Below are 22895 nucleotides of genomic sequence, written 5' to 3' on the forward strand. Positions count from 1 at the left end.
CCCTTTCCCTTAGAATCATAAAAAAACAACATTAACACAGTCTATAAAAATATCGTAGTTTAAATGGAGAGATTCACTTGAAAATAATAGAAAGAACAATAATTCTATCATGTGCCACTATATTCCTATTCATTGTTTTTAAAGCCGTATACAATGGTGTACAGTCAAATAGATCTTTGATTAAACCCCAAAGTTCAAATTATTATCAAATAATCGATAAGGATTTCAATAAAACAGTAGAGGTACCTTTTACTAGTATTAACTCATATAGAGGGAATGCTGACTATATTTATATGAGCGTAGATCAAAAGAGTCCTTCTCTTGACAATAAGATTGTTCAATATAATCGCAAGACTCAAAAATGCACAACCATTTTTAACAGTAAATTCAAATTACCATCAGTTCAAGGGGTAGAATTAAATGATACTTGGTTATTATGGGTAGATACCGATGAACACGGAGGGTATCTGAATCCATATTTTATGAATTTAAAGACGCAAGAAATTCAGCCATTGACAAAAGAAAATGAAGAAAATGTTATTAATGATTTCCCCATACTAATTGGAGACTTCGCAGCTTGGATTAAAATGAATAGAAAAGATGAAAAAGCGGAAGTAATGCTTAAGAATCTCAAAACAGACAAAACAATAAGTATATTTAATTTAAATAGCTTTACATTCAGAAATATGTCTTTGTCTGCAAAGGATGGAAAAATATTATTTACTGATGAAAAAAATCATTTTGGATATATCTATTTATATGATGTAAAAACTAAAGAAATAAAAGAATTTAAGAGTTCATATGAATTTATTGGTTGGGCAAGGCTTCTAAATGATCAACAATGGGTTTATCTAACATTTGACGAACCATCAACTGGTGATGATAAGCTAATTTTTTATGACGCTTCAACCAATCATATGCAAGAAGTTGTTTCGGATATTGTTAGTGTAAGTGAACTTAATACTGATTTTAATAATCAAGTATTTTTATATTTCAATGATAATGGATACTATAAAAAATTTAAGATAAAGGATCATCTATTAGTTGAGGATGGTTTGTTAGAATTACATTATAGATTTTCAGCTGAAAATGGTGTTTACATCTATGACCAAGAACTACCAAATGAAAAGTACAAATTAATTATCCAAAGTAAACTTCCTAACTAAAAATGGCTATCCCTATAAATGAAAAATAGGGATAGCCTTCTTTTTGACACTCAATTCCACATATTTGGGATTAAAAAAGTGTCGGAGCACTACTGCCCCAACACTCTCCTTCTAATACATTTTTAAATATTCTTCCCGCTCCCAGTTATGGACACGTGTGCGGTATTTATTCCATTCAATTTCTTTAGCAGCTGTGAATTTTTCAAAGATATGATCTCCAAGCGCTTCACGTACGATATGATCCAGTTCCAATTCAAGGAGTGCGTATTCCAATGACGATGGGAGGCTGTCAATACTATTCAATTCACGTTCAGCTCGTGACATTTTATAAATATTGCGATTTACAGCATCCGGTGGTGTTAGATCTTTACGAATACCATCGAGCCCAGATGCTAAAATAACGGCCATCGCTAAATAAGGGTTCGCAGCTGGATCGACTGAACGCAGCTCGATACGAGTTGATAGTCCTCGTGAAGCTGGGATTCGAATAAGTGGTGAACGGTTTTGTGCAGACCATGCCACATAACAAGGAGCCTCATAGCCCGGCACTAGTCTTTTATAGGAATTAACAAGTGGGTTCGTGACAGCTGTAAAACCGTGTACATGTTTTAGTATGCCTGCCATAAAGCTACGTGCTGTTTGGCTTAATTGCAATTCTGCACGTTCATCATAAAACGCATTTTTATCCCCTTCAAATAATGATAAGTTAAAATGCATTCCAGAACCGTTAACACCAAATAGTGGCTTTGGCATAAAGGTTGCATGTAGTCCATGCTGTGCAGCTATTGTTTTTACAACAAGCTTAAATGTTTGAATATTATCACATGCTTCGATTGCACTTGCATACTTAAAGTCAATTTCATGTTGACCAGGTGCAACCTCATGATGTGATGCCTCGATTTCAAAGCCCATTTCTTCTAACTCTAATACGATATCACGTCGACAGTTCTCCCCTAAGTCAGTTGGAGCTAAGTCGAAATATCCTCCACTATCATTTAACTCAAGTGTTGGATGCCCCTTTTCGTCTAACTTAAATAAGAAGAATTCTGGCTCTGGTCCTAAATTAAATGAGCTAAAACCTAATTCCTCCATCTCCTTTAAAACCCTCTTCAGATTGGAGCGAGGGTCACCTTCAAATGGTGTACCATCTGGTCTAACAATATCACAGATTAAACGAGCCACTTTGCCTTTTTCAGCAGTCCAAGGGAAAATTACGAAAGTATCACGATCAGGACTCAAGTACATATCTGATTCCTCAATGCGTACAAAACCTTCAATTGATGAACCATCGAACATGATTTTATTGTCCAATGCTTTTTCTAGTTGGCTTACTGGTACTTCAACATTTTTTATCGTTCCTAATATATCAGTAAATTGCAGGCGAATAAATTTCACATTTTCTTCCTTAACACGGCGTTTAATATCTTCTATCGTATAATGTTTCATTTTTCACCACTCCAATGTAAATTTAATTAACACGTTTTTTATAACTGTTTTTAAAATACATTAAAATGATAAAAAACACAATATCTATGTAAGGTTTTATTACATGCATTTTTTCGAATATATTTATCTTTTTTTCAGATGGATAGAGTCACCCTCATTCCACTTAGCATTTAAGGTCTTTAGACTCATCATAAATATTTTAGATCAATTATACCTCGGCATAATTGCGCCCGGGATCAGCTTTGTGCATAGGCCTGCAAATGTTTTTTTTGCGAAAGCGCAGCGGCAGCAACAAATGTTTTTTTGTGCGAAAGCGCAGCGGCAGCAACAATGTTTTTTTGCGCGAATGTTTAGCAGCAACGTTTTTTTGTCTTTACAAAAGACATTCTCTAAAAAATAAAGTAGGTTGCATTCCTATTAACGGAACACAACCTACTCTCTTTAATATTGTAAAAGCATATTTACGAACACTACGATAATCACAAAAGGTACTACTATTAACATCAAAAATCGATATGTTGAATAGAATCCCTGCCCCATTTGACTTCCTATCAATAATTCCTTCTTCACAAATTCTTTATCAACCACATACGCAATAAAGATAGCAATCAATAAGTTACCCAACGGAAGCATTAAATTAGAAACTAAAAAGTCAGTTGCATCAAAAATTGTTTTTCCAAAGATTGATACATCCGCTAATGTACTTGATGAAAGTGCTGCAGGAATCGCCGCAATAATGACTACTACACCTAGTAGCATCGTCAATGCAAAACGAGACATACGTCCCTTTTCAATAAATGCCGCTACGATAATCTCATATAAACTGAAGGAAGAAGTTAGCGTTGCGAATAAAAATAATAATAAAAACATCGCTAAGAAGATTTCACCAAACGGCATTTGACTAAAAGCTGTTGGCAGAACCATAAATAGTAAGCCAGGTCCAGACGCCGGCTCTAAATCAAAAGCAAATACAACAGGGAAAATTGCTAATCCAGCTAAAAACGATACAAGCACAGTTAGAAGAACAACGGAGCCTGCAGAATTAGGTAAGCTCACATCTTTCTTTAAATAGGAGCTGTACGTCACAAGACAAGAAAATCCTACCGCTAAACCAAAGAAGGACTGCCCTAAAGCTTCTAATATAGCCTTTCCAGTTATATTGGAAAAGTCAGGCCACAAGAAGAATTTAACCCCCTCCATTGCCCCATCTAATGTTAAAGCCCTTACAACAAGCACAATAAACATAATGAATAATAAAGGCATCATCCACTTACTGGCCTTCTCTATGCCATTTTGCACACCAAGTGAAATGACTAGTACATTTACCAGTGTAAACAATCCTAAGCCTAGTAATGTAATCCAAGGTGTTCCTATAATCTTTCCAAATAGTTCACTAGGATCATTAGCAGGGTCAATAACAGCCCCAGTTACACCCAGGCCACTATATATAAAAATCCAACCTCCTACAACACTGTAAAAAGTTAATAATAAAAAACAACCAAGAACACCTAAACGACCAACCCAGGCCCACCCTGTTTTCGTCGGTGCAATTTTTTTATAGGCAGTCACAGCCTCAGACTGTGTACCACGACCTAAAATATATTCTGATAATAACATCGGTAAACCAATCAACAATGTAAATAGAACAAAAATAAGGAAAAATGCTCCCCCACCACTTTGTCCAGTAACATAAGGAAGTTTCCAAATTGCCCCTAGTCCTATTGCAGCTCCTGCCGATGCTAAAATAAAGCCTAGTTTACTAGACCACTGACTCTTTTTTTCACTCATCTCTTCAAACTCCAACTCCTCTAACAACCTAAACTCTTCCTTATTCTACATGAAAATACTATAGTTTACTAGATGTTACTTTTTCGCAATAATATCCACATCTCAATTATTATATCTATCCTACAATCAATTATGCCTTGGCACAATTGCGTCCTGAATCGGTTTTGCACTTAGGCCGGCAGATGTTTTTTGCGCGAAAACGCAGCGGCAGCGGCATGATGTTTGTCACTCAGTCATTGCCACAGGACGTGGCGTTCTTAAACTGAGTTCCTCTATTTCAGCGGATGTCTTTTGTATCGAAAGCACAGTGACAGGTACGGATGTTTGGACACCCGTTGAAAAGCGACTTAAAACCTTATTAATCTCACCTAAAGAGGCGAGAGACCTCTATAACTGCCGTTTCACTTTCGTTACATAAAACACTTGCTGAAAGAAGTTAAAAAAACCTCGAGCGTTTAACAGCTCGAGGTTTCATGCTAATTATTTTGTTAAATACATTGAACGCTGATTATGAATCCATTTACGCATTGTTGTAAATAGCAATGCCATGATGATAGTAATTAAAATACCTTTCACAATGTTAAATGGCAAAATACCAGCTACGATCATTTTATATAGTGAATCGCCTACAACAGGCTCCATACCTAAAAAGTAAGTGTACATAGGTAAAAATACCGCATAGTTAAGAATGCTCATACCAACTGCCATTATGATTGTTCCAGCAGCTAAACCTCCAATAAGGCCTTTAACTGTTTTGGAGCGATTAAACACAAAGCCCACTGGTAGAATAAATAAAATACCTGTTACAAAGTTCGCGATATGTCCTACCGGTACTCCCGTTGGCGTGCCTGAGAAAACCCAGTCCAACACATTTTTAAAGAATTCTACTAAAATACCAGCTACAGGTCCCATTGTGATCGCCGCTAGTAATGCTGGCATATCACTAAAGTCTACTTCCAAAAACGCTGGAAATGGTGGAATTGGGAAATTAAAAAGCATTAATAAAAACGAAATACTGCTCAGCATACCAATCGTAATATACGATTGAAGTTTAACATTTTTCTTCATAGAAAACTCTCTCCTCTTTGCTGATTCAATCTCGCAAGAAGAAAGGTTACGACCTAATCAATAATTATCATGAAAAAACCCTTATGCAAAAGAGCATAAGGGAGAATAGGCATGATTAAAAGACGCCATTAATTAACCATTTTAGAGCGGACGTTGTGTGAAGCCACATCGAAAAAACGCTCGTTCATAGCTAAATTCATAACAATGAATGACGATCGTACCTCCATCTTCTCCCATCCAGACTATAACTGTCGGCCTTGGAATTGCACCAAGTCAGCCATGCAAAAAATTATTTGCACAGGTCGCGGGCTGAAGAGCCTTTTGTAAATCATTCGAGCTAATATGCCTTAAAGGAAACATTAGCGATTTACAACTCTATTACCGCCGGTCGGGATTTACACCCTGCCCCGAAGATGAATCAATATTTTTTTATTTCATAGCCTTACTATAATAAATTATTAGAGAAAAGTAAATAGCTTTGCTTAAAAAATCCCGATTAATCTTGTATGCTTTATAATTAACCGGCTAATTACCTTGTAAAATCTAGAGATTTTCTGCATCCCTCATAGATTATTAGTCCACCTAGCTTCTTTGCTATTGGAGTCATAAAATGATAAAAGCATTCTCGCATATATAGCGCGAGAATGCTTCAAAAATTTATTTACGTTCTGTACAACTATTTGTTGTTATGCTATTTATGGCATATACCGTTTATTGGCTCCTACAGGCTTTGGTAAGAAATTTTTCAAATCAAATCCCTCCCAGCTCTCCTGTACAACATTGTCTAGACGTATTTGTTGATCAAAGCTTGCAGCAGTTAACATCATACCTTCAATTAATTGAGTTGCACGGACCGCGTCCATTGTCGTTAAATCAAGCGGCTCATCAAATGTTACAATAACGCCTTCTGCTACCTCTTTCACTGTGTATGTTACATTTTCCGGTACAACTGGAATGTATACATCATCATTTTTATTCCGCATATCGGTAAGAGCTTCAGTTACTGTGGAAAAAGTTTTGCGAGAATCGGGTGATAAATATTCAGTTCCATTTTCATCTTTATATAAATAGTAATTAAAATGATCTGAGCTTGTTAATGCCATAGGATTACTTAGCTCTTCATCCTTGGAAAATTTATAGGATGTACCATCAGGATTTTCAAACTCAACAGCTTTATACACTGAGTCTGAGAATGTATCCTTTAATGTCCCTAAGTATTCATTAATATCTGCTGAAGCAACATCATAATCATTTTCCTTCGGCAATACATGAACTAGTTTATCGTCCTTCTCCTTCAATTTCCCTTTATATGGATGGTAGTTAGTAAAACCGTTTGCTTTCTCATCAATCTGTGGCGCATACTTTTCATACATTTGTAATGTTGTAGGCTTTTTCTTCGGAAAATCAGTAGCAACTCGTTCATTTGAAACGATATACGTCATCGGTACGCTTTTCTTATCACGATTTGCCAAACCAATATGGAACACTACTGCATCTGTTAAATCTTCCTCATAAACAGATGATCGTAGAGACATGAACCGTGAATGTTCTGCTACTATGTTGGATTCCATAATCTTATCACGGTTGATAGAGCTTTTCGCTGCACTACTATCCTGCAATGTTGAATATTGCGAGGTCTCAGGAGCATTAGCCTGGTCCATTTTTGTATTATCATTATTATTTATAAACATGGAGCCCGTAAGTACTGTTAAGGCAAAAATAGCTGCAACACTCATAAAGATCGGCCATTTACGAACTTTCTTCTTTGTTGTCGCTGTCTCGATACTTTCTTGTTGCTTAGAAATACTGTGTTGTTGCTCTTGCAATATTATTTCATCATCTATTGGTTGTTGTATTGCTTCTTGAAGATGGACATTATCCTGCAAGCGAGCATCTGCCAATAATCGATTTAATATTTCTTCTTTTGAACGGCGATCAGAAAGCTTAGGGGCATTATTCAATACATGTTCCAGTTGATCATCATCGAATTGGTTATGTGTCATTGCCGTTTCGCCTCCTGTTCTCTAACCTGTTGTAGCTGTTGCCTTAAAAATTTAATGGCACGATGCTGAGTGGTTTTTACCTTCGCCTCTGTCCAATCTAGTATTTGCGCTGTTTCTGCAATCGATAAATCTTGAAAGTAGCGCATAATAATGACCATTTTTTGGTCACCTGTACAGTGTTCAAGTGCTGATTGTACCTGCATAAATTCATCACTGGCCTGCAGCACGTCTTCCGGTGATGGTGTGGTTGAACGTAGCTGTTCCGTTTCCCAATCAAAAAAATCAAGTGAATGCTTTTGGCGTACAGCTTGCTTTCTAAAATGATCAATAGCGACATTTTTAGCAATAGCAAATAACCAAGTCTTCTCGGTGCTATTTCCTGCGAACTGATCATATGAGCGCAAGACGCGAACATAAACCTCATGTGCTAAATCCTCAGCAAGTGTACGGTTTTTTACTAAATAAATAAGAAACTGGAACACGTCTTGATGATATGCATCGTATAATCGATGGAACACGGAGTCATTCAAAGCACTCCACCCCCGTTCTATTTATATTTGTCGTCTAAATGTTTACAGAAGTTACATCCAATTAATACCACTCTATCAATTATGCCTTGGCATAATTGCGTCCGGAATCGGCTTTGTGCTTAGGCCTGCGTGATGCAGGTCAGTTAGCCATTATCGCATGGATGCGATGATTTTAGGCTAACATCCTTTATTGCACTCCTTTCCGATTTCAGTGACATCCGCCGGAGGCTTTGGGCCAACGTGATGTTGGTCACTCAGTCGTCGCCACAGGACGTGGCGTTCTTAGACTGAGTTCCTCTATTTCAGTAGATGTTTGTACACCCGTCGAATAGTAACTGAAACCCGCATTCATCCACCATCTAAAGAGGTGGGAGACTTCTGTACCTGTCGCTACGCTTTCGGTACAAAAGACACATTGTCGAAAGAAGTTAATAGTATTAATCAAAAGGTAAATAAAATGTGAAGGTAGTCCCCTCTTTCAGCACACTATCTACCATAATATTGCCTGAATGTGCCTTGACAATATTTCTAGCAATAGCTAAACCTAGGCCAGTTCCGCCTTTAGAACGCGTACGTGCTTTATCTGCTTTATAGAAACGTTCAAAGACATATGGTAAGTCCTCTTGTGGAATACCATGCCCTGTATCCTGGACAGATATCTTTGCAAAGGTTGGCTCCTGCTCAACCTTCACTGTTACTGACCCTTCATCAGTATGACGGAGAGCATTATCAACTAAATTCGTTAATACTTGTTCAATTCGATCCTCGTCTATACTAATCGTAGCTTCATCATTAAATTCACTGTCAAATATTAGACCAACATGTTTCTCTTTTGCAACCTGTGCAAATTTTTGAGTAATACGTTCAAATGTTGAATTAATTGGGAGTTCATCCTTGTAAAGCGTCATATGCCCCGATTCCATACGCGCAAGGTCTAATAAATCTGTTACGAGGCGCCCCATACGTTTCGATTCATCATAAATAATTTTTGTAATCTCATTACGTTCTTCTTGATCCTGAATAAAATCATCATCCATTAGAGCCTCTGAATAACCTTGGAGCATCGAAATCGGCGTCCGGAGCTCATGAGAAACATTGGCAATAAAGTCTGAACGCAGTTTTTCTAAACGATGCTGCTCAGTCATATCACGAATAACCGCGACCGCTCCACGTATCGACTCCTCACTATAAAGAGGGCTAATCGTAAACGTATAGTAACTTCCATCCATCTCAATTTCTTCTTCGAGCTTATCCTCAAACATCAGTACATGATCGAGCATATGATAAAGCTCTGGCGGAATTGGCTTCGCACTTTGTGATCCCTTATTGACAAACCACTTTTGCATTAAACGGTCCGCTGGCGGATTACTTAATAATATTGTACGATCACGATTAAATGTAATAACTGCATCTGTCATCGATGTTAAAATATTTGAAAGCTGTTCATTTTCTTGATTGATCACTTCTAGATTATGTTTCAATTGACGGCCCATTTGATTGAAGGCAACTGCAAGCTGGCCAATTTCATCATTTTGTGTAGTCGGCATCTTCGCTTCAAAATTCCCTTTAGAAATTTCAAACGCTAGCTCACGCATTTTACGTAATGGTGACGTAATACGTGATGAAAGGAAAAACGCAAAAAATGTCGTTAGCACAAAGGCAATGAAAGCAGATAAAAAGACAATTTTCGTTGTCTCTTTCGATGTTTTATGCAGCGCATCCGGACTTTGATAAATAAAAACAGCCCCATGTACTGTATTTTCCACATTTAGTGGGAAACCAAGCACAACATACGATTCCAACTTTTCTTCGTCTGTGGAAGACGGCATCATCATTTCCTTAATAATCGGTTCATCTGATTGAAAAACTTCTTGGAACGATTTATTGGCTAAAATCATATCCTGGATTTCTTTTTTATTTACACCTTCCTGCATAGCGAAAGAAACACTGTCATGGTTAATAGCAATAAGTGCATTAGTACTTTCAGGTAAAATATCTTTTAATAATTCCGAAGTCGACTCTGCTGTTTCATTATCATCTATTATACTCGCAACTATTGCTGCAGTTTGACGCAAGGAGCTTTCTGCTTGTTGCATATGGTACTTTTGAAGAAACTCAAGCATTAGAACCGTGAAAACAAACAATACAAATGAAACGAGAAGCAATATGGTTACCCATAGCTTCCCGACAACACTATTCCATATTCTATTCATTGACAACCTCAAATTTGTAGCCAACGCCCCATACAGTAACAATCATTTTTGCAGCGTTTTCAGATACACGGTTGAGCTTTTCGCGTAAACGTTTTACATGTGTGTCAACTGTTCGTAAGTCGCCAAAGAAATCATAATGCCAAACTTCTTTTAGTAATTGTTCACGGTCAAATACTTTGTCTGGTGATTTGGCTAGGAAATAAAGTAATTCATACTCTTTAGGCGTTAAATTTACTTCAATACCCTCTGCTGTTACACGATGCGCATCATGATCAATCATTAAATGTTGGAACACAACTAAATCTTTTGAAGAAGAAGCATTTGTCGAAGGTGAGAATGCTTGTGAACGACGTAATATAGCCTTCACACGTAACACAACCTCACGAGGACTAAACGGTTTTACAATATAATCATCTGCTCCTAGCTCAAAGCCTTGTACACGATTCGCTTCCTCGCCTTTTGCAGTTAATAAAATAATTGGTGTTGCTGCTCGTTCACGGATTTCCGCACAAACTTCAAGCCCGTCTTTTTCAGGCATCATAATATCTAATAAAATACAGTGATACTCTTTTTCTAAAGATTTTTCGATCGCTTGTTCACCATTTTCTGCCTCGTCAACAAGGTACCCTTCTCGCTCTAAATACATTTTTAATAAGCGTCGAATACGATCCTCGTCATCTACTACTAATACTGAAATATTTTCTGACACTTTCACGATCCCTCTCTTCTTATCTTTCTCTACCTTCTATTGTACATGGTACTGCACATATTGAAAAGAAAAGAAAGCCCCCTTGCCACAGCAAGAAGGCTCTTCTTTCTAATACTAGCGACGTAAAAAACTCATATATGCTCAAATTAATCTGTTTTTATTTTATCAAATTAGTTTAAGCTGAAGCGTATGAGTGTAAGCCTGCAAGAATCAAGTTAACAGCAATTAAGTTGAATAAGATAATCCCAAAACCAATTAATGCTAACCATGCAGATTTTTCACCTTCCCAGCCTTTTGATAAACGTAAGTGTAGGAATGCTGCATAGAATAACCACGTAATAAGTGCCCACACTTCCTTCGGATCCCATCCCCAGAAACGACTCCACGCAAGTTGTGCCCAAATCATTGCAAAGATTAAAGCCCCTAACGTAAATACTGGGAAGCCAATCAACACTGAGCGATAACCAATTTCATCGACTAATTGTAAATTCACTCGTTTGACAAAAGGTTGGAAAATCGCACTAATTCGACGTCGTGCAATTAATCGAATTAATAAGTATAAAATTGATCCTACTAATAATGACCAAACAACTGTTGTTAATTTCTTCGCATTAATAAGCCCTGGCATTTCTACTAACGGAGACATGCCATGTTCTTCCACTGCCTTATATTCATTCATACCAAATAGTGGCGGCATTTTGTATTCAATTTGACGTTCATTACCCTCTTTATCAACATAAGTATATGTTGAATCGTAATCCATCATATTAAAGATTGATGTAGCAACTACGAAACCAACGACTACCACAAGGAAGAACATTACCGCTTCTAACCAGAAACGTTGTTTAGAAGGCTTCTTTAAATCAACTACTTTTAATAAATAAATTAGTCCTGCTACCGCACTAATTGCTAAAATTGATTGGCCTAAAGCGGCTGTAATAACATGAATTGTTAACCAGTAACTTTGTAAAGAGGGCACTAAAGGACTTACCTCTTTCGGGAACATCGAAGCATAAGCAATTATTAATATCGCCACAGGCAATGCTACTAAGCCTAGAGCTGGCACGCGATAAATAAAATAAATCAATATGAATGCCCCAACAATGAACATTCCGAATGCAGTCGTAAATTCAAACATATTACTAACAGGTGCATGCCCTGAATAAATCCAACGAGTGACAAAATAACCAAGCTGTGCAAGCAAACCTATAATTGTTACACCAATTGCAACCTTACCCCATTTTTCGGTATTTTTGCCTGTTGCATTCGATTGTTTTATCGATCCACCAAATAATAATGTTGCAACTAGGTAGGCTATGAATGCTACAAATAATAGGTTTCCACTTATGTCAATCAAACTCATAAGGTGTTGTCACCTTCCTTTTTCTTTGTGGATTTCTTGACATCTTCTGACTTATCTAACTGATCTTCATATGGTGGTAGGCCAGCAAATGTAGTGACTGTATCTAAATCTTTTTTCATACTGAACATATTTTTATTCACATGAGCAGCCATCAACACTCGACCATCCGGTTCCACCTGTAACCATAAACGTCGGTGGTTCCAATATGAGCCAATTACTACACCAATCATGAAAATAATACCACCGACAAATAAAATCGGTATCGTACTATCCTTACGAATTGTAAAGTTCGATGAATTACGCATCTCTGCTGCAGCGAATTTCATTCTATATTTGTTTTCACCAAGTGGTTCAAGTGGTGGCTTCCTAATTTCTACAAAGCTTACTTCACCTTTTGGAGTTTCTGGTGTTATCATTCTAAATAAAAATGCTGGATTATTTGGTATTGATGTTTTTGTCTGTGGTTCACCATTTTCAAAACCAGAAAAATCCGGTGTATAAACAAGAATCTGTACTGAAGAACCATTTCCTAAATCATATTCTTTTTTAGGATTCGTTAAATCAATTTGAATTTGACCTAGTGAATCATCTTCTGTTGCTTTATTTACTAAGTCAAAATTCATCTGTCTCAATTCATTAAGACGATAATTCATTTGATAAAGCGCAAAACCGCTTTCTTTTAACGGGTGATTGACACGAATAGAGTAATCTCTCAATTTTTCAAGATTGTCTATATCCCCTGGAATAGCTCCCTCAGGTTGTTTGTATAGTGTGACGTCTGTTTGATAGTTTTTCGCCTTAGCATTTACACCTTGGTTTGTTTCCTCGTCCTGAGGCTTATCGCCATGGGTTTCCAAAATGAATTTATTATTTTTAATAAAATAGCCATCCATCCCCGGTATAGCTCGTGTCTCACCTTCGCGGATCCAAATCGTCTCATCCACATAAAAACCAGGTACTAAGCGCAACATAACACCTGCTAAAAAGATAATGAGACCGACATGGTTTATGTATGGGCCGTACCGAGCAAAACGACCGCGCTCTGCTAGCAGCGCACTTCCATCACGACGAACGTGATATTTTAATTCAGTCATTTTTTGCTCAACTTTATCTAACATTTCATCAGGATTTGACACTTGTCCTTCCCCAATGATACGTTGACGCTTCATGAAACTTTCATGACGTTTAACGCGTTGATTTTTTAGAGACTTATGCAATGGTAACCCACGGTCTAAACTCGCAACAATAATGGATATCGCAAGCATACCCACTAAAATTTGGAACCACCAAGTGCTATACAAATTAGAAAGTCCTAAACTATTATAGAGTTTGCCAAAGAAGCCATACACTTTCTCATAATACTCCGCTTTACTAGGTTCCGGGGCATTAACATACATCTCTTGCGGTAATATTGTTCCGATTGACGCCGAGACCAACGTGATAATAATTAGGGCAATACCCACTTTTACATTCGAGAAGAAATTCCAAATTTTATCGATGACTGTTTTATTATACGTTTTTGAACGAATCGCCGTACCATCGTAACGCATATCAACAACTTTTGTTTGTTTACCTTCCTCAGTTAAAGGACGACCACATTTCTCACAAAGCTTCGTGCCATATGGGTTACTATGACCACAAGCACAAATGATGTTTTCCATAGTCATTTACTCCTTATTTCGGTTTCACTAATTCCATGTACGAAGCAATTTTTTCCTCCGTCAATTCACCAGTAACAATTTTGGCTACTTTACCATCTGGGTCAATAAGGAGAGTTGCAGGTAAATTACCTACATTGTAAGCAGTCATTACGCTTTTCGTTTTGTCAATAACTACTGGGAACGTTAATTCGTGTCTATCGACAAAGTTCTGTACTTCAAAATCTGTTTGTGCAATATTAACCGCCAATGTTTGTACACCCTGATCTTTATAAACTTTATACTGACGGTCCATTGCAGGCATTTCCTTTTCACACGGCTTACACCAAGTTCCCCAGAAGTTCAAAAACACTCCCTGCCCTTTATAATCAGATAACTTATGTTTCTCGCCGTTTAAATCTACTAACGTGAAGTCTGGTGCTTGAGAGCCAACTGCTAATAACTCTACCTTATCCTTTGTCGCTGTTCCGTATACCGTGTAACCAATTGCTAATACTAAGACTGCTAAAATAATAGTACGAATGACGAGACGTTTTTTCTTTTTCTCCAAGTTAATAAACCCCCTATCAATTACGGCTTAGAGTAACTCCTACTGACGCTAAGCTTTTCATACAAACATTCATATGTATAGATTTTACTGCTTCTTTTTTTACGACATTTACATGTTTGTCAAATTTTATATTTGTCATTCACTTGTGCGTCAAACACAACCTTACAAATCATGGAAACGATTTCATCAGGTTGCAACAAATTTAGGTAAGCTATTCTCACCTATTATAGCAAAATGAAACACAAACACTTAGCTAATAATTATGAATGATTTATGAACGATTTCACTAATAAGAAAGTGAAAACATTACTATTGTACATAGAAGTATTTCACTTTCTCTTAGTAATTACTCATTTATCCGATTTTTCCTGTCTCCGCTAACACTCGCAATTGCTTCACTTCATGCTTTGATAATTCACGATATTCTCCTGGAGCTAGTCCGAATAAATCTAAAAAGGCAAAGCGTTCACGTTTTAGTTTAACAACAGGAGTACCGATCGCCTCGAACATGCGACGCACTTGACGATTTCGACCTTCGTGGATCGTAATTTCACAGATTGCTTTACCTGCTTTTTCATCAAATGAAGTCATACTAACCATTGCAGGAGCTGTTTTACCATCTTCTAGCTTAATTCCTCGTTGAAGCTTTTTTAAACCTTCAATCGTTGGAACACCTTTAACACGAGCAATATATGTTTTGTCGATTTTAAACTTCGGATGCGTCAGCATATAAGAAAATTCGCCATCATTTGTCAATAGCAATAAGCCTGATGTATCATAGTCGAGACGGCCAACCGGGAAAATTCGTTGCGGAATATGCTTAAACAAATCTGTGACAGTTTTGCGTCCTTTGTCGTCTGTTACAGCCGAAATCGTTCCACGTGGTTTATATAGTAAATAATAAACCTTATCCTCTTTCTCAAGCTTAACGCCTTCTACTTCTATCGTATCTGAGTTGGAAACCTTTGTACCTAACTCTCGAACTACGACACCGTTCACTTTAACTTTTCCTTCTAATATCATTTGTTCTGCCTTACGCCTAGACGCCACTCCGGCATACGCAATGACCTTTTGTAATCTTTCCATTCTTTCACCTCTAGTTTTCATTCACGTTGGTTTTGACACCAAACTTTAAACCTCATTCACACATTAGGAATAAGGTTATTTTTCCCGCTAATCTGTGAAAATTATGTCATACTTTTATACATTATTAAAGAAAAACTAATTATGCATAAGTAATTAAATTATTTGAAATAATTTCTATCGACTAGTTTCTGGATAATTTACACTTGATGTTTAGGGGTCTATCACCATAACGTGGGGTTAATTTCCGCTCGGGCTGGGGGCTTTCCTGAGGGCGTCGGGTGAGTCGCTTGGGGCGGAAGATGTTTTTTGCACGAAAGGAAGCGGCACAATATGTTTTGAATGTGCGAAAGCATAGTGCAACGTAGCGGCAGCAACAACAGGATGTCTTCCAACTTTTGAATTTTATCGGATCACTTTTACATTTTATCGACCAACTTTTGAGTTTTATCGACGAACTTTCATTTTTTATCGACCAACTTCTAAATTTTATCGACATCCACTTTTCAAAGAGCAAAAAAAGATTCCCACACAATTGTGAATCCTATTTTGTTGCCCAGCCTTTACACTAAAATTAAATTGCATACTTTTTAACAAATGTCATCCCTAACTTTTGATGATGATCCAATTTTATTAAAATCCTCTCACTCAAGTAATAAACAAAAAAATCAGCGAATCGCTTTTAACGATCCACTGATTCAACTTTTACTGGCACTGCATAGATACGCTCTTCACCGAGAAAGATGGACAGTACACCTTCCATACGTTTTCTAGAAACATGCAACACTTGCCTTACACTTTCTTTTTCTTCTTTATTTAATTGCAAAAGAATTGGTTCCTCTAAACGAATGGAAAGGTTTTTATTGACTTTATATTTACCTTTTTTCACCACTGTTTCAAGGCTGTATTCTTGCCAAACCTTGTTGGCTAAGCCCCGATGTACATTCCAGTCATCGGACTCATTCAAAGTGACGACAATACAGGTTTGCCCGTCCTTTTGGAAGGCGGTTGCAAGGGTCCGACCAGCTACCTTTGTAAAGCCTGTTTTTCCGGCAAATGCTGAACCCTTTGCTGATTTTAATGCATTAACAGGTTGTTGTGTTTCATCCCCTATTTCGATGGCAGTCCCTGACCCTTCTCGTAATAAACGGTGTTTATTTTCCCACAACATCCCGTTTTCAGTATTGGCACGATAAAGAACTGTGGATGCAATCTTCTTGAAAGTTCTATTTTGGAGAGCAATCCTTAACATTTCAGCAGTATCCCTCGCTGACGACAAGTGCTCATCATGGTGCAAGCCAGACGGGTTCATAAATACTGTATTTGTGAGACCAGCAACAACAGCCCGCTCATTCATTAACTTTACAAACCCTTCTACTGATCCGCCGGCGTGTTCTGCTAAAGCTGTTGCTGCGTCGTTTCCTGAGCGAAGCATCAAACCATATAACAGTGTTTCTACCGTAACTTTTTCACCAGCCTGCAAGTAAATTGACGAGCCCTCTGCCGTTGAAGCTCTAGGTGAAATAACTACTTCATCTTGAAGATTGCTATTTTCAATAGCAACGAGTGCTGTCCAAATTTTTGTTAAGCTAGCAATTGGTAACCGTGCATCACTATTTGATGCAAATAATACACGGCCCGTATCACCATCTAAAACAGCATATCCGCTGCCACCCCGCGCAAAACTGGTTTGAGGAAGCATTAACATTACCACGACTGTCATGAACAATATTAAACGTACTAACCGAAGCAACGAGCCACTCCTTATTAAAAGTAATAGGAAAATATAGATTATATTTATGTTTCAAGCTAAGTAATATACCTTCAAATCTTGTTTATTTACTTTACTCCATTAAAGGTTTCTTGGAATTTGGTCATAAATAAATCTGTTTCTTGCTCTGGTTCTACTAACTCTTCTTCAGGTAAAGGCGGCATTTCTTCTATACTATTTAAACCAAAGTAGTTTAAGAATTCCTTTGTAGTACCATATAAAATTGCACGTCCTGTCCCTTCCGAGCGACCAACTTCCTTAATTAACCCTCTAGAAACGAGCGTTTGAATTGGTCTTTCACATTTCACACCACGTAAATCTTCAATTGCTACACGTGTAATTGGCTGTTTGTATGCCACAATAGCCAATACCTCAAGCGAGGCTTGCGATAATGATTGAGCAGTTGGATTTTCTACTAATCTTTGAATGGTATCTGCTAGATCAGATTTTGTTATAAGCTGATAAACCCCAGCTATTTCTTTTATAGCAAGGCCTCTTGCTGAATCTTCTTCATATGTTGTTTTCAACATTTCCATTGTTTGTACGACTAACTCTTCTGGTTCACCTAAAAGTTGTGACAATTGCTTAATGGTTAAGCCGTCGTCTCCAACAACAAATAATAAGGCTTCTATTCTACTCTGTAGCATCAATGTTTTCGTCATCATCCCATTCCTCCTTCTGTAATGTAACTGTTAATTCTTCAAAGTTACCGTCTTGCTCTACGATGACGACCTGACGTTTCATTAGTTCAAGAAGAGATAAAAACGTCAGAATAAGCGTTGGCTTATCTTCATAGGGGAAAAGCTCGGAAAATGATGCACGTCCACCTGTAGATCGTAATGAATCGACAACCGAACGCATTTGGTCTTTCACCGAGCGTTCTTGTCTCGCTACAGTTGTCTTTAGCGGTTTTTTTAATTTTTTTCGACGCATCAGTTTTTGAAAAGCTCCAAGCATGTCATAGATGTTGACGTTCAAATCAAATAACGCCATTTGCTCATCCGATGCTAACTCCGATAAATCTGCTGGAGGCCGTGTAAATACCTGTGCACGATCTGTTTCAAGTTCTTGCAGGCTACTCGCTGCTTCTTTATATTTCTTATACTCTATTAAGCGTTGCACCAGTTCTTCACGAGGGTCTGGGCCGTCGACTTCTAATTCGGCATCTTCAAGCTCACCTTCATGAATTGGCAAGAGCATACGACTTTTAATAGCTAATAATGTTGCAGCCATCACTAAATATTCACTAGCCTCATTTAACTCCAGTACCTGCATTGCATGTATATGGTCGATATATTGTTGAGTAATTTCAGCCATTGGGATATCATAAATATCAATTTCCAATCTGTGAATTAAATGCAATAATAAATCAAGAGGCCCTGAAAAGGCTTCTAATTTTACTTCATAAGACATTGTTTTACCACCCTGAGATTCTATGTTCTTTTAGTATAGTAGAAAGGAGTCCAAAATGCATCCACAGCATCACACTTTATTTATCGACTATTGTGCTTTTTTTAATGGTAATCAAGATTTTTTTGAATGCCATGAAGTTCTTGAGGAATACTGGAAGGAAATTGCTCCAGGTGATAAAGTGCACCCTCTCGTTGGTTACGTACAGCTCGCAACAGGTTTATATCATTGGCGACGTGACAATTTTACTGGCTCTGCGCGAATCTTAGAAAAAACACTCCATAATTTTCAACATAATATGGGCCACATCTTTTTTGACGAAATCGACTACGAAATACTACTAACACAACTAACAGATTCACTTTCTGCTATCCAAAAGGGCAAGTCCTTTCAAGCATTTCAACTTCCTCTTTCACCCAAATTAGAGGAATTAACATTTGCTCGCATACAGATTTTACCACCAAGTAACTCTAATTATCTTCTTCATAAACATATGCTTCGAGATCGCTCACATATTCTTGCAGAGCGTCAAGAAAGCAAACAAAGAAAAAGCAGACGTCAATGATCGTCTGCTTCTTCATCGATACAATTTATACATCTTTGAACAATATTACGCGTTTCCTCTGTTGCACGAACACTTTCATACTGACCCAGGTCTGCTACTTCCTGTAGCATTTCCTTCGCAACACCCTCACCTCTATAGGAAGGGACAACGGATACATGTTGAATCGTAGCCATACTATTACTGTCTGTTACAAGTCCAACAATGCCTATATACTCATCGTTCTTTTTCCATAAATATAAAACCCAATTATCATCATTTTCATAGGAGTGGATTGTCTCTTTGAGCTTTTTTATGTCTTTTTCGTTAGGCATAAACGAGAGTAGCCCCATTGCTATTTTCTCGAAAGCTTTTTTATATCGAATTAACATATTTGTCTATTCCCTCTTTTTCTAGCTGTACATAATCTTTGACTATCCTACACGATTTGTACTTTTACCGCAAGTCAATTTCTGTCTTACGAACCAGGTCCGAGAATACCTTTAGACGCCAATACCCAATAGACAACGCCCCACAACAAAATAAAAGTTGAAATGGACGCTAGTAATACCCATTTGTTTTTTCTCATATTTACTCACCCTTTTTTAACGTTAGCGGGAGATCGTTTTGTACAATATCTTCATAACTTTCGCGTCGAATTGCTAATTGATGCTTGCCATTCTCCACAAATACAACTGCTGGTCGTGGCACACGATTATAGTTACTCGCCATCGAATAACCATACGCACCTGTACAGAAGATTGCTAGCACATCACCAGAAGCTGCTTCCTGAAGCTTAGCATCAATAATTAATTTATCGCCCGATTCACAAAGTTTACCAGCCACTGTATATGTTTCACTTTTTGATTCATTTACTTTACTTGCAATGACCGCCTCGTACTTCGCATCATATAATGCTGGACGAATATTATCACTCATACCACCATCGACAGCAATATATTTACGAACATTAGGTACTGTTTTTTGTGAACCAATTGTATAAAGTGATGTTCCTGCATCGCCTACAAGAGATCGCCCTGGTTCAATCCAAATTTCCGGCATAGTTAGACCTAGTACAGTCGCTTTGTTCTTTACAACTGTAATCATATCCTCTACATATACTTGTGGCTCAAGCGGTGCATCTTCCTCAGTATAACGAATTCCGAAGCCCCCTCCTAAGTTTAACACAGTACATGTAAAATCGTGAGCCTTCTTCCAATCAGAAATTTTATCAATTAGTTTTTCTCCCGCTAAGCCAAAGCCCGCTGTGTCAAAAATTTGTGAGCCAATATGGCAGTGTAAACCTAGAAGCTCTAAGTATTCATGGTTAAAAGTTCGTTGGAAAGCTTCATCTGCTTGACCATTGTTTAAGTCGAAGCCAAATTTAGAATCAGCTTGACCTGTCGTAATGAAATCATGCGTATGTGCCTCAACGCCTGGTGTGACACGTAGTAGAATACGCATTTTTTGTTGACGGCGCTCTGAAATTTCTTGTAAAAGTTGAATTTCATAAAAATTATCCACGACAATACAACCGATTTTCGAGTCAAATGCTAATTCTAATTCTGAAATACTCTTATTATTACCATGGAAATGAATGCGCTCTGCAGGGAAACCAGCTTTTAAAGCTGTAAATAATTCTCCACCAGAGACAACATCTAAAGATAGACTTTCTTGTGCCGCTAATTGGTACACAGCTACACATGCAAATGCTTTTGAAGCATAAGCTACTTCTGCTTTTACACCTAGTTTTTTAAACGTATCAATAAAGCCGCGTGCACGCTTACGAATAAGCGCTGTATCATACACAAATAAAGGTGTACCATACTCTTTTGCAAGCTCTAATGTATCTACCTGTCCAATCGTTAAATGACCATCTTCAGAAATCGCTTGTGTTCCATATAAATGCATGTGCATCTCTCCCTTTTCACATCGTTCCATCTTGTGATAAAAATTGCACCTCAATTTTAAATGTATTTTAGAGGTAATGCTTTATTCAACAAGGGGTCAACAGTACATGATGGCAAAATCACATTTATGCCAACACCCTGTCGTAATGAACCCTTTTGATGAATAAAGACAATTTTCGCAAAAATCACAAAATACTATATGTGAACTTTATCACATGAAAAAAACGAGTGCAATGGCTCCTATGATCTTTTTCGATGTTCGGAATCGACTACATAAGGTCTTAATGCATCTGCTGTCATCGGGAAACGGACAAGTACGCGAAGCATTGCATTTGGAAAGAACGGAATAAGTGGCCATAAATAAGGCGCTTGCATCGGACGTAATGAACATAAATAAGTAAATAATATAAACAACCCAATAAATAACCCATTAACTCCCCAAATTCCAGTCATTATTAACAACAATATTCTAAAGAGTTTAACGGAGATACCAAGTTCATAAGATGGAATAATAAATGTCAGAATAGCTGAAATGGCTGTATATAACACTACTTCTGGCGAGAATACCCCAACATCAATAGCAATCTGACCAATAGTTATACCCGCAACCAACCCCATCGCAGTGGATAATGGTGATGGGGTATGAATGGCGGCCATCCTTAAAAATTCTATCCCAATATCTCCAATAAGTACTTGTAGTAAAAGCGGGATATGTGATTTTTTCTTTGCCCCTAAAAAGGATAGTTCATCTGGTAAATGTATCCCATGTGTTGCAAATAAATACCACATAGGCAATAATAATAAACCCGCAATTACTCCAAAATAGCGCATAAAACGGACGAAGGTTCCCACAGCTGGTGCCTGCCTATACTCCTCAGCATGCTGCAATAAATGAAAAGCCGTTGCTGGCACAATAATAACAGAAGGAGACGTATCGACAACAATGGCTATATGTCCCTCAAGTAAATGCGCTGCGGTAATATCTGGTCGTTCCGTATAACGTACAAAAGGAACTGGATGAAACTTCTGTTTAAACAGCCATTCTTCTAGTGATTTATCAGTCATAGTCAAGCCATCATGATTAATTTGTCCAATACGCTGTCGCAATTTATCGAGCGCTTCATCACTCGCAATACCCTTTATAAACACTAGCGCAACATCGGTTTGACCGATTTCGGATATTTTATGTAGCTCGAAACGTAAATTACTATTGCGAATTCGTCGACGAATCAAAGCAGCATTTTGTGAAATACCTTCTATAAAGCCGTCCCTAGATCCACGAATAACCTTTTCATTGTCAGGCTCCTCTGGGCTACGTCCTGGATAACTTCGTATCTCTGCAACGTAGCCGTAACCACTTTTAGTTATAAAGGCTACCTGTCCACTTAAAATGGATAATAAAATGGCTTCACGTTTGGTTTCCTCTGAACGGCCTTGGTAGTTGAAATAGGCTTCAAAATACTCCTTTTCATCCTCAATATCAATGTCCTCATCAGGCAACATGTTAGAGAGTAATTGTGTTAACACTATTCCATCCACAAGTCCGCTTATATATGCGCAAAGAACCGGCAAATCTTTGACAAAAACATGCTTAATACTAACGTCAAATGATTCGCCGTCACCAAATTGTTCTTTAAGAAAATTTTCAGCTTCTTCTAAGCTGTTAAATAGTTTTTCTGTCATGCT

General features: G+C 37.6%; 19 protein-coding genes and 1 riboswitch. Of the genes, 2 read left to right on the top strand and 17 right to left on the bottom strand.

The window, feature by feature from the left end; genetic code table 11:
- The first annotated feature begins 77 nt into the window (after positions 1 to 77).
- Complete coding sequence (locus JNUCC51_RS05340; protein ID WP_337991158.1) at positions 78 to 1166, top strand: hypothetical protein; 1089 nt, start codon at positions 78 to 80, stop codon at positions 1164 to 1166.
- A 111-nt stretch (positions 1167 to 1277) separates the two neighbouring features.
- Here JNUCC51_RS05340 and glnA read toward each other — a convergent pair whose 3' ends face one another.
- The 14 genes from glnA to JNUCC51_RS05410 all read right to left on the bottom strand — a co-directional run bounded on the left by glnA (position 1278) and on the right by JNUCC51_RS05410 (position 18761).
- Complete coding sequence (glnA, locus tag JNUCC51_RS05345; protein WP_049668642.1) at positions 1278 to 2612, bottom strand: type I glutamate--ammonia ligase; 1335 nt, start codon at positions 2610 to 2612, stop codon at positions 1278 to 1280.
- Between the two features lie 441 nt (positions 2613 to 3053).
- Positions 3054 to 4400: a sodium-dependent transporter gene (locus tag JNUCC51_RS05350; protein WP_337991159.1), complete on the bottom strand. Its 1347-nt coding sequence runs from the start codon at positions 4398 to 4400 to the stop codon at positions 3054 to 3056.
- A gap of 480 nt (positions 4401 to 4880) precedes the next feature.
- The gene (locus JNUCC51_RS05355) at positions 4881 to 5468 is read right to left on the bottom strand and encodes an ECF transporter S component (RefSeq protein WP_337991160.1); all 588 of its coding nucleotides are present in this window, start codon (positions 5466 to 5468) and stop codon (positions 4881 to 4883) included.
- A 221-nt stretch (positions 5469 to 5689) separates the two neighbouring features.
- Positions 5690 to 5887, bottom strand: a riboswitch (FMN riboswitch).
- Positions 5888 to 6163: 276 nt separating this feature from the next.
- Positions 6164 to 7471, bottom strand: coding sequence for an RNA polymerase subunit sigma (locus JNUCC51_RS05360; protein WP_337991161.1), 1308 nt, complete (start codon positions 7469 to 7471; stop codon positions 6164 to 6166).
- Positions 7468 to 8001 carry an RNA polymerase sigma factor SigX gene (gene sigX / locus JNUCC51_RS05365; RefSeq protein WP_100545063.1) on the bottom strand — a complete coding sequence of 178 codons (534 nt, stop codon included), beginning with the start codon at positions 7999 to 8001 and terminating at the stop codon, positions 7468 to 7470. Before sigX ends, JNUCC51_RS05360 begins: the two co-directional genes overlap by 4 nt.
- Before the next feature lie 437 nt (positions 8002 to 8438).
- The gene (locus tag JNUCC51_RS05370; RefSeq protein WP_337991162.1) at positions 8439 to 10214 is read right to left on the bottom strand and encodes an ATP-binding protein; all 1776 of its coding nucleotides are present in this window, start codon (positions 10212 to 10214) and stop codon (positions 8439 to 8441) included.
- Positions 10207 to 10923: a response regulator transcription factor gene (locus tag JNUCC51_RS05375; RefSeq protein WP_049668637.1), complete on the bottom strand. Its 717-nt coding sequence runs from the start codon at positions 10921 to 10923 to the stop codon at positions 10207 to 10209. The genes JNUCC51_RS05370 and JNUCC51_RS05375 overlap by 8 nt, the downstream gene beginning before the upstream one ends.
- A 175-nt stretch (positions 10924 to 11098) precedes the next feature.
- On the bottom strand, positions 11099 to 12286 hold the full coding sequence (ccsB, locus tag JNUCC51_RS05380; protein WP_337991163.1) for a c-type cytochrome biogenesis protein CcsB: 1188 nt from the start codon (positions 12284 to 12286) through the stop codon (positions 11099 to 11101).
- The gene (resB, locus tag JNUCC51_RS05385; protein ID WP_337991164.1) at positions 12283 to 13947 is read right to left on the bottom strand and encodes a cytochrome c biogenesis protein ResB; all 1665 of its coding nucleotides are present in this window, start codon (positions 13945 to 13947) and stop codon (positions 12283 to 12285) included. The genes ccsB and resB overlap by 4 nt, the downstream gene beginning before the upstream one ends.
- A gap of 13 nt (positions 13948 to 13960) precedes the next feature.
- A complete protein-coding gene (gene resA / locus JNUCC51_RS05390) occupies positions 13961 to 14494 on the bottom strand; it encodes a thiol-disulfide oxidoreductase ResA (RefSeq protein WP_337991165.1) in 534 nt (177 codons plus the stop codon).
- Positions 14495 to 14848: 354 nt separating this feature from the next.
- On the bottom strand, positions 14849 to 15580 hold the full coding sequence (locus tag JNUCC51_RS05395; protein WP_337991166.1) for a pseudouridine synthase: 732 nt from the start codon (positions 15578 to 15580) through the stop codon (positions 14849 to 14851).
- Between the two features lie 679 nt (positions 15581 to 16259).
- Positions 16260 to 17330, bottom strand: a complete 1071-nt coding sequence (locus JNUCC51_RS05400) for a D-alanyl-D-alanine carboxypeptidase family protein (protein ID WP_337991167.1) — start codon at positions 17328 to 17330, stop codon at positions 16260 to 16262.
- Positions 17331 to 17416: 86 nt separating this feature from the next.
- The gene (gene scpB, locus JNUCC51_RS05405; protein ID WP_337992189.1) at positions 17417 to 18010 is read right to left on the bottom strand and encodes an SMC-Scp complex subunit ScpB; all 594 of its coding nucleotides are present in this window, start codon (positions 18008 to 18010) and stop codon (positions 17417 to 17419) included.
- Positions 17982 to 18761, bottom strand: coding sequence for a segregation/condensation protein A (locus JNUCC51_RS05410; RefSeq protein ID WP_337991168.1), 780 nt, complete (start codon positions 18759 to 18761; stop codon positions 17982 to 17984). Before JNUCC51_RS05410 ends, scpB begins: the two co-directional genes overlap by 29 nt.
- A 55-nt stretch (positions 18762 to 18816) precedes the next feature.
- On the opposite strand from JNUCC51_RS05410, the gene JNUCC51_RS05415 reads away from it, so the two are divergent.
- Entirely contained in the window at positions 18817 to 19323 is a 507-nt protein-coding gene (locus JNUCC51_RS05415) for a DUF309 domain-containing protein (RefSeq protein WP_337991169.1), read from the top strand.
- Here the strand turns inward: JNUCC51_RS05415 and JNUCC51_RS05420 are convergent.
- The 3 genes from JNUCC51_RS05420 to JNUCC51_RS05430 all read right to left on the bottom strand — a co-directional run bounded on the left by JNUCC51_RS05420 (position 19317) and on the right by JNUCC51_RS05430 (position 22892).
- Positions 19317 to 19691, bottom strand: a complete 375-nt coding sequence (locus JNUCC51_RS05420; protein WP_337991170.1) for a GNAT family N-acetyltransferase — start codon at positions 19689 to 19691, stop codon at positions 19317 to 19319. The two genes, JNUCC51_RS05415 and JNUCC51_RS05420, sit on opposite strands and share 7 nt — an antisense overlap.
- Before the next feature lie 199 nt (positions 19692 to 19890).
- The gene (lysA, locus tag JNUCC51_RS05425) at positions 19891 to 21210 is read right to left on the bottom strand and encodes a diaminopimelate decarboxylase (RefSeq protein WP_337991171.1); all 1320 of its coding nucleotides are present in this window, start codon (positions 21208 to 21210) and stop codon (positions 19891 to 19893) included.
- Positions 21211 to 21449: 239 nt separating this feature from the next.
- Entirely contained in the window at positions 21450 to 22892 is a 1443-nt protein-coding gene (locus JNUCC51_RS05430) for a spore germination protein (protein ID WP_337991172.1), read from the bottom strand.
- Positions 22893 to 22895: the final 3 nt, after the last annotated feature.

Origin of the sequence: Lysinibacillus sp. JNUCC 51, assembly GCF_015999525.1 — a bacterium.
GTDB classification, from domain to species: domain Bacteria; phylum Bacillota; class Bacilli; order Bacillales_A; family Planococcaceae; genus Lysinibacillus; species Lysinibacillus xylanilyticus.

Coding starts and splice junctions, on each gene's coding strand:
- glnA (WP_049668642.1), bottom strand. CDS start 2,612: ATGAAACATTATACGATAGAAGATATTAAACGCCGTGTTAAGGAAGAA.
- JNUCC51_RS05350 (WP_337991159.1), bottom strand. CDS start 4,400: ATGAGTGAAAAAAAGAGTCAGTGGTCTAGTAAACTAGGCTTTATTTTA.
- JNUCC51_RS05355 (WP_337991160.1), bottom strand. CDS start 5,468: ATGAAGAAAAATGTTAAACTTCAATCGTATATTACGATTGGTATGCTG.
- JNUCC51_RS05360 (WP_337991161.1), bottom strand. CDS start 7,471: ATGACACATAACCAATTCGATGATGATCAACTGGAACATGTATTGAAT.
- JNUCC51_RS05370 (WP_337991162.1), bottom strand. CDS start 10,214: ATGAATAGAATATGGAATAGTGTTGTCGGGAAGCTATGGGTAACCATA.
- ccsB (WP_337991163.1), bottom strand. CDS start 12,286: ATGAGTTTGATTGACATAAGTGGAAACCTATTATTTGTAGCATTCATA.
- resB (WP_337991164.1), bottom strand. CDS start 13,947: ATGGAAAACATCATTTGTGCTTGTGGTCATAGTAACCCATATGGCACG.
- JNUCC51_RS05395 (WP_337991166.1), bottom strand. CDS start 15,580: ATGGAAAGATTACAAAAGGTCATTGCGTATGCCGGAGTGGCGTCTAGG.
- scpB (WP_337992189.1), bottom strand. CDS start 18,010: ATGACGAAAACATTGATGCTACAGAGTAGAATAGAAGCCTTATTATTT.
- JNUCC51_RS05410 (WP_337991168.1), bottom strand. CDS start 18,761: ATGTCTTATGAAGTAAAATTAGAAGCCTTTTCAGGGCCTCTTGATTTA.
- JNUCC51_RS05415 (WP_337991169.1), top strand. CDS start 18,817: ATGCATCCACAGCATCACACTTTATTTATCGACTATTGTGCTTTTTTT.
- JNUCC51_RS05420 (WP_337991170.1), bottom strand. CDS start 19,691: ATGTTAATTCGATATAAAAAAGCTTTCGAGAAAATAGCAATGGGGCTA.
- lysA (WP_337991171.1), bottom strand. CDS start 21,210: ATGCATTTATATGGAACACAAGCGATTTCTGAAGATGGTCATTTAACG.
- JNUCC51_RS05430 (WP_337991172.1), bottom strand. CDS start 22,892: ATGACAGAAAAACTATTTAACAGCTTAGAAGAAGCTGAAAATTTTCTT.